Annotated in this window: 13 protein-coding genes; 2 read left to right on the top strand and 11 right to left on the bottom strand. The window is 61.7% G+C overall.

Translation table 11 applies throughout. From position 1 onward, the window contains the following. Position 1: 1 nt before the first annotated feature. The 4 genes from AACH73_RS14925 to AACH73_RS14910 all read right to left on the bottom strand — a co-directional run bounded on the left by AACH73_RS14925 (position 2) and on the right by AACH73_RS14910 (position 5,333). The gene (locus AACH73_RS14925; RefSeq protein ID WP_272742030.1) at positions 2–2,077 is read right to left on the bottom strand and encodes a TonB-dependent receptor; all 2,076 of its coding nucleotides are present in this window, start codon (positions 2,075–2,077) and stop codon (positions 2–4) included. Between the two features lie 63 nt (positions 2,078–2,140). Next, on the bottom strand, positions 2,141–2,554 hold the full coding sequence (locus AACH73_RS14920) for a hypothetical protein (RefSeq protein ID WP_272742031.1): 414 nt from the start codon (positions 2,552–2,554) through the stop codon (positions 2,141–2,143). A gap of 32 nt (positions 2,555–2,586) precedes the next feature. Then, on the bottom strand, positions 2,587–4,143 hold the full coding sequence (locus AACH73_RS14915) for an AMP-binding protein (protein WP_272742032.1): 1,557 nt from the start codon (positions 4,141–4,143) through the stop codon (positions 2,587–2,589). A 263-nt stretch (positions 4,144–4,406) separates the two neighbouring features. After that, positions 4,407–5,333 (bottom strand): alpha/beta hydrolase, encoded by a 927-nt coding sequence (locus AACH73_RS14910; RefSeq protein WP_272742033.1) that lies wholly within the window; start codon positions 5,331–5,333, stop codon positions 4,407–4,409. 137 nt (positions 5,334–5,470) lie between these two features. On the opposite strand from AACH73_RS14910, the gene lipA reads away from it, so the two are divergent. Together lipA and AACH73_RS14900 are read left to right on the top strand one after the other, a co-directional pair. Next, positions 5,471–6,448 (top strand): lipoyl synthase, encoded by a 978-nt coding sequence (gene lipA, locus AACH73_RS14905; protein WP_338735764.1) that lies wholly within the window; start codon positions 5,471–5,473, stop codon positions 6,446–6,448. Between the two features lie 3 nt (positions 6,449–6,451). Then, positions 6,452–6,907 (top strand): type II toxin-antitoxin system RatA family toxin, encoded by a 456-nt coding sequence (locus tag AACH73_RS14900; RefSeq protein ID WP_338735762.1) that lies wholly within the window; start codon positions 6,452–6,454, stop codon positions 6,905–6,907. On the opposite strand, the gene AACH73_RS14895 is transcribed toward AACH73_RS14900, so the two are convergent. The 7 genes from AACH73_RS14895 to mazG all read right to left on the bottom strand — a co-directional run bounded on the left by AACH73_RS14895 (position 6,904) and on the right by mazG (position 12,535). After that, complete coding sequence (locus AACH73_RS14895; RefSeq protein ID WP_272742036.1) at positions 6,904–7,407, bottom strand: nicotinamide-nucleotide amidohydrolase family protein; 504 nt, start codon at positions 7,405–7,407, stop codon at positions 6,904–6,906. The two genes, AACH73_RS14900 and AACH73_RS14895, sit on opposite strands and share 4 nt — an antisense overlap. Before the next feature lie 72 nt (positions 7,408–7,479). Continuing rightward, positions 7,480–8,091 (bottom strand): superoxide dismutase, encoded by a 612-nt coding sequence (locus tag AACH73_RS14890; protein WP_272742037.1) that lies wholly within the window; start codon positions 8,089–8,091, stop codon positions 7,480–7,482. A 124-nt stretch (positions 8,092–8,215) separates the two neighbouring features. After that, positions 8,216–8,941, bottom strand: coding sequence for an ABC transporter ATP-binding protein (locus tag AACH73_RS14885; RefSeq protein WP_338735761.1), 726 nt, complete (start codon positions 8,939–8,941; stop codon positions 8,216–8,218). After that, entirely contained in the window at positions 8,920–9,984 is a 1,065-nt protein-coding gene (locus tag AACH73_RS14880) for a hypothetical protein (protein WP_272742039.1), read from the bottom strand. Before AACH73_RS14880 ends, AACH73_RS14885 begins: the two co-directional genes overlap by 22 nt. Beyond that, positions 9,985–10,581, bottom strand: coding sequence for a helix-turn-helix domain-containing protein (locus AACH73_RS14875; protein ID WP_272742040.1), 597 nt, complete (start codon positions 10,579–10,581; stop codon positions 9,985–9,987). A 377-nt stretch (positions 10,582–10,958) separates the two neighbouring features. Next, positions 10,959–11,786 (bottom strand): hypothetical protein, encoded by an 828-nt coding sequence (locus AACH73_RS14870; RefSeq protein ID WP_272742041.1) that lies wholly within the window; start codon positions 11,784–11,786, stop codon positions 10,959–10,961. Further along, positions 11,783–12,535 carry a nucleoside triphosphate pyrophosphohydrolase gene (mazG, locus tag AACH73_RS14865; protein WP_272742085.1) on the bottom strand — a complete coding sequence of 251 codons (753 nt, stop codon included), beginning with the start codon at positions 12,533–12,535 and terminating at the stop codon, positions 11,783–11,785. The genes AACH73_RS14870 and mazG overlap by 4 nt, the downstream gene beginning before the upstream one ends. Between the last annotated feature and the right edge of the window lie 16 nt (positions 12,536–12,551).

The following is a 12,551-nucleotide window of genomic DNA, read 5'->3' as shown; positions in this document are numbered from 1 at the left end:
GCTATTGCCCCGTCAGCTTGAAGCCGATGAACACGGCGCGACCTTCGCCGGGCCAGAAGGCCGACCGCGAGCTGGCCGCGACCCTGGTGAAGTCGGTCACCGCCGTGACGCTCGACACATAGCGCGTGTCGTCCAGATTGCGCCCTTCGACGAAGACTTCCAGCCCGTCATTGATCTTTTTGGAGGCTGACAGGTTCCACACGGTGAAGCCCGGTGCCTTTTGCGTATTGGCGTAATCGACCCACACATCCGACGGCGTCCATTCCACCGACGGCGTAATGCGCCAGCCGCTCTTTGAGCTGAAGGCCAGTTCGCCGCGGTAGTAGTGTTCGGGGATGATGGGCAGGCGACCATTGCCATAGGTCTTGTCATGGTCGAATTTGAAATCCGACCAGGTATAGGTCTGACGCGCCATGACGGCCCAGTTACCGATGCTGCCGATGCGCCAGTCGAGCGCGGCTTCAAGGCCCTGATGGATCGTGTTCTGGGCGTTGAAGGTGGCGGCGGGAATGTCGGGCGACACGATGAAGTTGAGCATTTCTCCGTCGATTTCGGCCCGATAGAGCGCCACATCCCAGGTCAGGTGTTGCGAGCGGCCGCGCGTGCCGATTTCCGCCGTCACGGCCTCCTGAGGCCGCACGCTGGTGAACTGCGGCAGGGGCGTCTGCACCAGAGCGCCATAGGTCGGGGCTTCGACCGACTTGGTAATATTGGCAAAGACCTGCTGACCGCCGGCGTTTTGCCACAGAAGCCCGACGCGCGGCGCAAACCAGTCGAAATCCTTGTCGGCATTGTTGGCCGTATTGAGATAGTTGACATAGTCGCGGCGGGTCCAGCCGTAGGAGCCGCCGGCGATCAGGGCCAGTTGCTCCGTGACGAACAGGCGGCCTTCGGCAAACACATCCCAGCTCTGGGCGTTCTGCACCGCATTACCCGACATCGTGCCGGGCAGGCCATTGCTGTTGGCGAAGGTGTGGGCGTCGATATTGCCGCTTCGGTAATTGACCCCGGCAAAGACGTCGTAGCGCTTGCCGCCCACTGTGCCCTGACCGTCGAGGCGGGCAAAGGCGCCATAGTTCTGATATTGCTGGTCAATATAGATGGAGATGGGGTGGATGAGCTGCTTCCACGCGGCATAGACGCCGCCTTCGACGCGCCAGTTGTCGTTGATCTGCCAGTCGCCCTGCACCGTGCTGCGCGCGGATTTGACGTTGCGGCCGTAGCGCAGCAGCGGATAGTTGGCGGCGGTCGTCACCCTGGGTGTCGTCAGGGCCTGTTGGAGAGTCAGAGCCCCGGCGATGCGCTGATCAAGGTCATTGCCCTGAAAAATGAAACGCAGCGAGCGGCCTTCACCGAAGCGGCGACCGATATTCAGCGTCACACGTTTACCGTTCTGTTCGGAATTGTCGCGCCAGCCGTCGGCATGGACGGTGCTGGCCGACAGATAGAGGTCGTAATCGCCGATGACATCGGCATAGGCGATCTGTCCACGGGTGGTGCCAAAGCTGCCGCCTTCCAGCCGCACCAGCGTGCGGTAACCGGCATTGCGGCCGCTGGTCGTGACGTAGTTGACCGCACCGCCCAGTTGCGCGCCGCCGAAGCGCAGGGCATTGCCGCCCTTATAGACTTCGATATAGCGCGCCGACAGCGGGTCGATCTCCTGATAATCGCCGGAGCCGTCGGCCTGATTGACGGGTACGCCGTCGATGGACAGCCACGACCCGCGATTGTGGGCGGAGTTACCGATGCCGGAGCCGCGAATAGAGAAGCGGCTGTCTTCGCCGAACTTCTTTTGGGCGAAGACGCCGGAGACGTTTTTCAGCGTGTCGTACATCCCGACCGCATAGCTGTTGCTATAGGTTTCGGAGGCGACGACCGACACTGCGCCCGGTGTCCGCGACAATTTGGCGCGGGTGTCGCGCACGGCGGACGGGTCTTCGGGATTGAGGCGGCCGGTGACGATGACGGTGGGGATGTCATCCGCGTCGGAGGCGATGGGGGCGGCAAAAGCGGGCAGGGCGGCGCACAGGGCGAGGCCGGAAGCGCTGAGGCACAGCGCGAATATACGGGTTTTCATGAAATAACCTGTCTGAAAGCACGACGTATCAGCGCGCGTGATGCACGCTGAGCGGAAAAGCGATCAGACGAGGTGTGGGGGGCCGCAGGAATGCGGACGCGGCGGGGCGCGGGCCTTCGGTTGCGCCACATCCGACGCAGGCGTCAGCGGCGCAAGGGTTTGCATATAGACAACGGGTGCGACGGTCAGGTCGGGCTGCGGCAGGCCGGTCAGGCCCGCCAGCACGCAATCGGCGCATTTGAGGCCCTGAGTGGCCTTTTGCACCTTGTCCTTAGCGACGGCCTGACTGAGGGTCGTATCGACCACCGGCACCGGACTGTTACACAGGACAAAGCCAGACCCGTCGCGCGATGCCGCCAGAAGGTGCGGCGGAAACAGCACCTGAACCAGCAGGCCCATGACCACGGCGATCAGCGTCCAGAAGCGGATTTCGCTTCCGGCCTTGGTGCCGTGAGACGGGGTGCGGGCTATGGCCATGTTTCCGCCTTAACCCTGGCGTGTGCCGGCTGTCAAGCGGCGTTGGCCACCACCTCGGCCAGCTTTTGCAGGGTGACATAGTCCGTCTTGCCCGAACCGAGGACGGGAATCGACTCGACCTTGACCAGCTTTTTGGGGATGGCCAGCGCCGGAACGCCCTTCTCCTTTGCCTGATCCGACAGGGTGGACAGGTCCGCCGCCGCGTGATCGGTCAGGAGCACCAGACGCTCACCCTTCTTGTCATCAGCCAGCGACACGACGGCGTGGCGATGGTCCGGCCACACCTCTTCGGCCAGCCGCTCAACGGCGGTCAGCGACACCATCTCGCCGGCGATCTTGGCGAAGCGCTTGGCGCGGCCAAGGATGCGGATGCAGCCATGCCGGTCGATTGAGACGATATCGCCGGTGTCGTGCCAGCCATCTTTAGGGGCTTCGATAACGTCGGGCGTTTCGAGATTGATATAGCCGGCCATGACGTTCGGGCCCTTGACGTGCAGGCGTCCGCCTTCGGGGATGCCTTCGACGACCTCAAGGCGCAACTGCATACCGGGCAGGGCGCGGCCCACCGTGCCGTAATGATTGTCGGTCGGCAGATTGACCGCCAGAACCGGTGAGGTTTCGGTGACGCCATAGCCTTCGATAACGGTCAGGCCGTACTGTTCGCTGAACAGCTTGTGCGTTTCGTCGCGCACCTTTTCCGCCCCGCAGACCACGAAGGCGAGCGTCGCGAAATCGTCCGGCTGCGCCTGACGGGCGTACTGGTTGAGGAAGGTGTCGGTCGAAAACAGCAGCGACGCTTTCGTTTCCTTGAGCAGGCCGGGGATCTGCTTGACGTGCAGCGGCGACGGATACTGAAAGCTGCGCATCCCCTGCAACAGCGGCAGGATCAGGCCGCCGGTCAGGCCCAGCGAATGGAAGATCGGCATGGGGTTAAAGCACACCCATTCCGGCTTCAGCTCGATATGGGCGGCGATCTGGGCGCAGTTGAGCACCAGATTGGCCTGAGTGAGCACCACGCCGCGCGGGGTACCAAAGCTCCCCGACGTGAACAGGATGACGCCGATATCGGACGGCTGGGCGCGGTGGGCAAAACGCCGCGGCAGTTTGGAGGCCGCCAGTCCGTACAGCTTGTCCGGCAGGGACAGGGATTTGCGCAGGTCTTCGAGATAGAGGATGCGGACGAAGTGCCCCATGGCCTCAACCAGGTCTTCCAGCTTGGCCTGTTGGACGAAGCGCTTCGAGGTTATAACCGTCTTGACCTTCGCGGTCAGGCAGCCCGTCTTGATATTGGCCGGGCCGGCGGTGAAATTGATCATTACCGGCGTGCGGCCGTGGGCGTGCAGGGCAAAGAAGCTCAGAGCCCCGCCCATTGAGGTCGGCAGCATCAGGCCGATGCGCGTTTCCTTCTTCAGCGCCTTGTCGAACAGGCGCGCCAGTACGAAGGTGCGCAGGACAAATTCGTTGTAACTGATGGGCTGGCGGTCCTGATCCTCGATAATGAGCTTGGACTTGCCGTGTTTATCTGCGGCGTCGAGCAGCGCGTCGAACAGGGATTTCGTTTCGGCTTCGACATCAAAAGGGCGCACCATGCGCGATCACTCCCTTTGACCGGCTTGAGGGGCCGTCATTGTACTGCGGCTGCCGATCAATTCTGGTTACACCCTATGAGCCTACGCGCCACAAGTCAATTGAACATTGTTCAAATAATTGAGAGGTGGCTGTTTTACCAAGGGTCATTGAAAATGACTCTTGGTATTCCTTTCGAGAATGTCTCATGTCGCTGACACATATGAGACATTCTCGAGTTTTCAACGGCCGGATGCGGTCAGCATCTTCGGCCGTTGGTATTATGTCAGCCGCCAAGGCTCAAAAAGGTCTCAAAAACGGGCCCTAATTCGTCTTCGCTGACAACGGATTTCACCTCGCAGGAAGTGTGTCCGCTACACAGCGCCTTGAGATCGCCTGTACCCGCCAGAATCACGGGGGCGGCGGCGCGGCCCAACTCCAGCCGGAAGCCGCTGAGCGCCCGGCGCGCCTCGCCCATCTGCTTGATCCAGCCTTCGCTCAGGTGGACGCGACGCAGATCGGGATTGGCCATGCGCCAGCGATGCGCCACCTTGCCCCACGCATCGGCGGGCTCGTCTTCGCGGTGCCATTCGGCGGGTGAGGCCGAATGCGAGGCGTCCCAAGGCGCATAGGCCAGCACACCGCGCAGCGGCCAGTTGCGCGCGTCCATAGCCAGTGCCGTCAGCGCCCCGGACCCGTGCCCAAAGAGATAAAGAGGCTTGGTGGGTGAGGGGCGAATGACCTCGGTCACGAAGGCCTCGGCGGCCTTGATGGGGTGTCTGAAGTCGGGCAGGACAATATCCTGATTTTGCAGCAGATACTTGCCTGATCCGCCCTGACCCGGTGCTTCGAAAAGCCATACGCTCAGCTTATCCAACACCGCCTGTTGCGCCAGTCCGAAATAGACTTCGGCGGGGTAGCGCGCATCGGCCAGGATCAGCAGATGCCCACGCGGATTGAGCGGTGGGGCGGCAACGCCGTAACGCGCTTCGGGAAGGGTGCCGAATTTGAAACCGCTCCACACGAACCCGGCGGGCGGATAGGCATCGGGCGACAGGCCGGGCGGGATTTGCGAGTCGGTAAAGGCGGCACCCGTCTGGTCCGGACCGTCACTGCGCGTACAGCCCGCCAATATACCGCCTATGCCGACTGCCGCACCGGCCAGTAACCGGCGGCGGGACAGGGAAGGCGGCAACGGCAGGGCGGTGAGCATGGCCTCAGCTTAGGACAGATTCCGGTGTTCGGCCATCCCCTGTTACCCTATGTTATGGGGTACAAGGCCTTTTGGCTTGATAATGGCGGGCAAAAAGCCCAATTAGGGACGGACTGTTTCCTTATTAAAGTGTCCCCATGGTTACCCTGATCAACCGGCTCGACGCCGCGGTTTCCAAGCCTGACCTGCGCCATCCTGAAAAGCAGAATCGTCCGGACACCCCGATTCTGAAGAAGCCGGACTGGCTGCGCGTCAAGGCACCGGGCTCCGAAGGCTATAATGCGACGCGCCAGACCGTGCGCGACGCCAAGCTGGTGACTGTGTGCGAAGAGGCCGCCTGCCCCAATATCGGTGAATGCTGGACCAAGAACCACGCCACCCTGATGATCATGGGCGACACCTGCACGCGGGCCTGCGCCTTCTGTAACGTTAAGACCGGCCTGCCACAGCCGCTCGATGCCGATGAGCCGAACCGCGTCGGCATGACCGTCGCCAAGATGGGCCTGTCGCACGTCGTCATCACCTCGGTGGACCGCGACGATCTGGCCGATGGCGGGGCGGAACACTTCGCCGAGGTGATCCGTCAGATTCGCCTGCAACCGCCGAAGACCACCGTTGAAATCCTGACGCCGGACTTCCTGCGTAAGGACGGGGCGGCGGAAGTCGTCATCGACGCCAAGCCGGACGTCTTCAACCACAATCTCGAAACTGTCCCCCGTAACTATCTGAAGATCCGTCCCGGCGCGCGCTATTACCATTCGCTTCGCCTGCTGGAGCGCGTCAAGGAGCGCGACCCTTCGCAGTTCACCAAGTCCGGCATCATGGTCGGTCTGGGCGAAACCAAGGAAGAGGTGATGCAGGTGATGGACGATATGCGCTCCGCCGGCGTCGATTTCATAACCATTGGTCAGTATCTTCAGCCGACCCGCAAGCACGCCGCCATTGACCGCTTCGTCACGCCGGATGAATTCAAGGCCTATGAGTCGATCGCGCGCGCGAAGGGCTTCCTGATGGTGTCGTCTTCGCCGCTCACCCGGTCTTCGCACCATGCGGGCGAAGATTTCGAGCGTCTGCGGGCGGCGCGTGACGCGCAACTGGCGGGCAAGCGGGCCTGACACGTGGCGCAGTTTCACCTTGAGCGCGTCCTGCCCTACGCGGCGTCGGACCTGTGGGACATGGTCAGCGACGTGACGAAATATCCGGACTTTATTCCGTGGATTACGGCCTTGCGCGCCTATAATGCCACCACGCCGTCAGAGGGCGTGCACGTCTTCGATGCCGACGTGTCGGTGGGCTATAAGATGCTGTCCGAGCGCTTTTCGACGCGCGTCACGCGCCGCGCCGACGACCTCAGCCTGCATATGGGGCTGCTGCGCGGGCCGCTGCGCAAACTCAATGGCCACTGGCACTTTACCGAGGTCGCGGGCGGCACGCGGGTCGATTTCGACATGGATATGGATTTCCGAAACCCGATCCTCAATGCCATGCTGAAAGCCAATCTCAACATTGCCGTCAATCGTCTGATGAGCGTCTTCGAGGCCCGTGCGAAGCAGCTTTATGGCCACAAGGCTTAAGCCTCGGCCTTCAGATGCTCCCGCGCCCAGTGCAGGGCGTACATGACCGACTGTTCGCGGATATAGTCGCGACCCAGATTTTCAAACACATTCACATTGGCCTGGGATCGGACCTCGCCATCGGGCAGGCGGAAGGCCAGCCCGAAACAGACCATGCCGACGGGCTTTTCAGCGGAACCACCGGTCGGTCCGGCGATCCCCGTGACGCTCAGGGCCAGATCGGCTCCGGCCGAGGTCAGCGCCCCTTCGGCCATGGCGTGGGCCACGGGCAGGCTGACCGCGCCGTGTTCGGCCAGAACCGCCTCCGGTACGCCCAGAAGCTTCGTCTTGGCGGCGTTGGAATAGGTGACATAGCCTTCGTGGAACGCCTCGGACGCGCCCGAAATGCGCGTCAGGGCCGCAGCGATCAGCCCGCCGGTGCAGCTTTCGGCCGTCGTCAGCGTGCGCCCCTGCGCGCGCGCCAGGGCGAGAATGTCTGTCGCCAGATCAGAGGCGTCCATGAGAAGCTCCCAAAAGAAAAGGCGTGGAGTCACAGACTCCACGCCCCGTAAACTAGCTAATTCAAGCAGAAATTACACGCCCGGATGCAGCGGGGCGTCCAGATTGCTGTTGGCGAAGTCCCAGTTCACCAGCGAGGTGAGGTAGGTTTCGATGAACTTCGGACGCAGGTTCTGATAGTCGAGATAGTAGGCGTGTTCCCACACGTCGAGCGTCAGGATCGGCTTGTCGCCCTTGGTGAACGGCGTTTCGGCATTGCCGGTCTTCACGACCTTCAGCTTGCCGTCCTGCCCCAGAACCAGCCACGCCCAGCCCGAACCGAACTGCGTCGCACCGGCGGTCTTGAAGGCTTCGACAAAGGCGTCGAACGAGCCGAAATCGTCATTGATCTTGTCAGCGATGGCACCGGTCGGCTGACCGCCGCCGTTCGGCTTCATCGAGTGCCAGAAAAAGGTGTGGTTCCACACCTGAGCGGCATTGTTAAACACGCCGGGGTTCGTGCCTTCCGAGGCCTTGACGATCTCAACCAGCGACTTGTCCGCGAACTCGGTGCCGTCAATCAGCTTGTTCAGATTGTCCACATAGGCCTTATGGTGCTTGGCGTGGTGGAAGCTGAAGGTATTGGCCGACATGTGCGGCTCAAGCGCGTCGGTCGGATAGGGCAGAGCGGGAAGTTCGAAGGCCATGACATCCTCGGCAGGTTTGAAATGAGAAGAAAAGAACCAGAGTCGATATATGGGGGCCGGAATCGCTTTTCAAGGCAAATTTCGGTGAGAATAATTCTCAAAATTAGCCTTATAATTTCAGGGGTTAAGCCGGGCGCAGGCTGGCATAGAGCGTATGTTCGAACGCCGCAATGTCCTTGCGCCCCTCGCTCAGGTCATCGCTTGAAAAGCCTCGCTTTATTTCGCCATCGGCCAGCAGCACACCGGCGTCGCAGCGGGTCATGAAGCTGCTGACATCGTGCAGGGCCGTCAGGATGAGGGCCCCTTCGCGGGCGCGTTGGGTCAGGCAGTTTTTGAGGGCATAGATGGCCAGCGGGTCGAGCCAGTTGAAGGGCTCGTCCAGAATGATCCGCGCGGGCTCGCCCACAAAGGCGCACATCAGGGCGATTTTCTGCTTCTGACCCGCCGACAGGGTGCCGATCATTTTATGGCGCAAGGCGTTGTAATCGAGCGCTTCGAGCAGGGCCGGGTCGTCCGGCACCTGTGACTGACGGCTTTCGGCCACCAACGCCAGCAGCACCTGCGGCGTCAGTTCGGGCGGCAGGCTGTCAGGCGGCGGCGCATAACCCCACAGGGCCGCGCGACGTTGCGGCGTGGCGGTGACCTCCTCATCCCCCAGCCAGAGACGGCCCTGCGCCACCGGCAACCGCCCGCACAGGCTGTTGAGCAGGGTGGTCTTGCCGGAGCCGTTGACGCCCAGAATACCGTACCATTGCCCGGGCGCGAGGCTGAGCGACACCGATTTCACGATGCGCTTTCCGGCAATATCGACGCACAGGTCTTCGCATCTCAGGGCAGGCTGGGCCGCCATCTCTCTCTCCTTACACGCCGCATCAAGAGGATCAGGCGCACGACGAGCCACATCAGCGCCGCCGGCAGGGCCAGCACAGCCAGCAGGGCCGTGACCGCCAGATCAATCCCCAATACCCAGTCCGCCGTCGCAGGCTTATGGCTGAATCGCGTCAGAAACGTCCATAAAATAAGCAGCCCGGCCGCAGCCCCCAGCGCCAGAAGGATCAAAAGGCCGTCTTTCAGCGGCGCGCCGCTGATCAGCAGGCTGAGCAGGCTGAGGCCCAGCCACAGGGTGAAGCGGGCAAGGGCGGTTTGCGTGAGGATACGAACCATTGTCCCCGGCTGCCAGCGCATAAATTGCGTCAGCTCGCCGGAGACCGGACAGAGCAGAACGGCCAGAAGCACAGAGCCAATGCCGAACAGGCCGAGGCCCGTCTGGGGTTCCGGGTTGTTGGAGAGCGCCAGATGCGTCGCCAGCGGTATCCCGATGATCAGCAGGCCGCCGGGCAGCCACAACCGTTTGTGGCGCAGACGGCACCACAGCGGAGCCAGCGCCGCCAAGGGCGCGCGGTTTGCGTGCGCGGAGGCTTCCGCGGCAAATAGCGGTGGCATCAGGGCTGATAACATCCCGGCCCCAAGCCCAAACACCGCCCCCAGACCCCACAAACCCAGATCGCGCGGGGCCAGCACCGTCTGAAACCCCAGAAGCATCAGCCCAAGGGGCAGGCAGAGGGCTGCCGTGCGAAGGGCAAACCACAGCCGCCGCTGGTGCGGATCACTGATCAAGTGAAAGAAAGGGCCTCTGAGCAGGCTTTGCGCGTAGGCCGACCGTGCTGAGGGGTATAGCTGCCGCACGGCAATATAGACCAGAGCGGCGCTGTAGGCCCAGATGGGATGATTGTCGTGGGCCTGTGCGCTGAAAAACTGAAACAGTCCGAACAGCAACCCGCTCAGCAAGGCGAGCGCCACCAGCAGATCCGCAGGGCGGCGACGCCAGAGACGCCAGCGGCTGAGCAGGCGTTCCTGATCCAGTCTGAGCAGTATCTGAAAGCCCGGCGGCACCTAGAAGCCGTCGAACAGGTTGAGGGTTTCCTCTTTCGGTTCGACCTTGGGCGTCGGCGAGGCGGGCTTCGCCGGCGAAGCGGTTGCCACATCACGTACAATGCGCGTGGTGAAGGCGGCCTTGTTCTTTTGCAGGCTGGCCAGAAAATCCTTGGGCGTGTCGGTGAGGTGATACTTGTTCGACCACAGCATCATTTCGACCAGAACGGGGGCAAGGTCGGCACCTTTTTCGGTCAGGCGGTAGATGTATTTACGCGCATCGTCCGGGTCGGTGGACTTGGAGATCAGCCCGGCGCTTTCCAGCTTCGACAGACGGTCGGCCAGAATATTGGTGGCGATCTTTTCCTCGGCATTGAGGAAGGCCTTATAGGTCGAACGCCCCTTGAACATCAGGTCGCGGATGATCAGCAGCGACCACGAGTCCCCCACCACCTCCAGCAGCAGATTGATCGGGCATTTGGAGCGGGGGCCGCGTGCGGAGTCCTTCGCCGCTTCCTTCGTTGCTCTGGTGGCGGCTTTTTGGGGCGCCGGCTTGGGGGCCTGACGACGGCCAAAGGTCGCGGTGGATTTGACCGGGGTGGGGGCCGTTTTAACCATGGCTGCGGGCTTTCGATGACGTTCTGAAATCGGATGCCAAAATGAATAGCAGATAACAAGTGAATTATTTATTGAATTGCGTTTTGAAATTTATTTCTGTGAATTGCAAATGGCAATCTTTGTGCGGAGTCCTTGAAAATAAGGGCTTTCCACGGATGGTTATGGACGATCTGCGGCGGGATGAAGATTAAAGGGAACCACAGATTTCACAGATTGGCGCTTCGCGCCGATGGTGCTGGAGGGCACACTTTGCGTCTCCCTAAGGACGCTGATAATCTGTGTAATCTGTGTAATCTGTGGTTTCTAAAACGATGAAACAGTCGCCGCAGGTCAATGACGGATGCGACGCGCGGCATTTATGGTCATCTGCGGAGAAACTAAAAATACCGCACATAGGCAAAAGCCCGGCCATCCGGGGCCCAGTTGGGGACATTCATCGTTCCCTGACCACCGAACAGTTCAAACAGCGTCTCTGCCTCGCCGCCCTCGGCGGGCATCAGGCGCAATCGCACCGTCTGATCGCGCGGGTGATCGTGCCCCACCGACGCATCGTAGGAGAGCCACAGGACATGCCTACCATCGGGCGACGGGTGCGGGAACCAGTCGGCATAGGGGCTGTCGCTCATGCGCTGAAGGTCGCGGCCGTCACGGCGGACGCGCCACAACTGCATCTGACCGGAGCGGCTGGAATTGAACCATATCCACGCGCCATCCGAGGAAAAATCCGGCCCGTCATGCACGCCATCCCCGACGATCAGGGCGCGTTCGTCAGAGCCGTCGATACGGCTGATGTAGATGCCGAACACGTCCTTCTGATGGATGCCGGTATAGGTGATCCACGCCCCATCGGCGCTAACGCCGTGATAGTAGGACGCCAGGTGCGCCGACACGCGCAGCGGCGTGCCACCGGACAGAGGTACGGCATAGATGCATGCCCGGTCGTATTCGACCTTATCGGTAATCAGAAGGGTCTGACCGTCCGGCGTCAGGCCGTGGTCATTATTGCAGCGAACGGCAAAGCCCGTGTCGATCACTTGCGGTTTGCCACCAAGAGGCAGGCGGTAGATACGCCCCTCGCTATTGAGGATCAGGGCGGCACCGTCCAGCGTAAAATGCGGTGATTCCCAGAGTTCGGCTCCCTGAAAGACGACGCGGCTTTGACGGCTTTGCAGATCGTAGATTTCGATGGAACTGCGCAGGCTCATGCGCGCTCGGCCTGCTTGGCCTTGTTCCACAAAGCGTCCATCTCCGCGAGGTCGGACTGTTCCGGCGTCTTGCCCAGCTTGGCCAGCTCGGCCTCGATCATCTCAAAACGGCGTACAAACTTGGCATTGGTGCCGCGCAGGGCGTCTTCGGGCTCAGCGTCCATTTTGCGCGCCAGATTGGCGATAACGAACAGGATGTCGCCCAGCTCAGCCTTGGCCTTTTCGTGATCGCCCGCCGCCAGCTCGACTTTCAGCTCGGCGACCTCTTCCTCCAGCTTGTCCAGCACTTCATCGAGCGACGGCCAGTCGAAGCCGACGCGGGCCGCGCGCTTGGTCAGCTTGGCGGCGCGGGTGAGGGCGGGCAGGCCCACGGGCACGTCGTCGAGAATGCCGTGCTTGGCCTTGGCCTTGCGCTCGGCGGCCTTCTGCACCTCCCAGGCGGCGTTCTGTTCGTCGGCGGTGCGGTCGCCAGCTTCTCCGAAGACGTGCGGGTGGCGGCGGATCAGCTTGTCAGTCATGGCCTGAGCCACGTCGTTGAAATCAAACAGGCCTTGTTCTTTGGCCAGATGGCTGTGGAAGACCACCTGAAACAGCAAATCGCCCAATTCTTCCTTGAGGTCGCGCATGTCCTTGCGCGCAATGGCGTCGGCCACCTCATAGGACTCCTCGATCGTGTAGGGGGCGATGGTGTCGAAGGTCTGGGCCAGATCCCACGGACAGCCGCCGTCTTTGGCCCGCAGGCGGTTCATCACCTCGATCAGCGCA

It is taken from the genome of Asticcacaulis sp. DW145 (assembly GCF_037101385.1).
Taxonomy (GTDB): domain Bacteria; phylum Pseudomonadota; class Alphaproteobacteria; order Caulobacterales; family Caulobacteraceae; genus Asticcacaulis; species Asticcacaulis currens.
The sequence above is the reverse complement of the archived record's forward strand: the minus strand, read 5'-3'. Positions and strand labels throughout refer to the sequence as shown.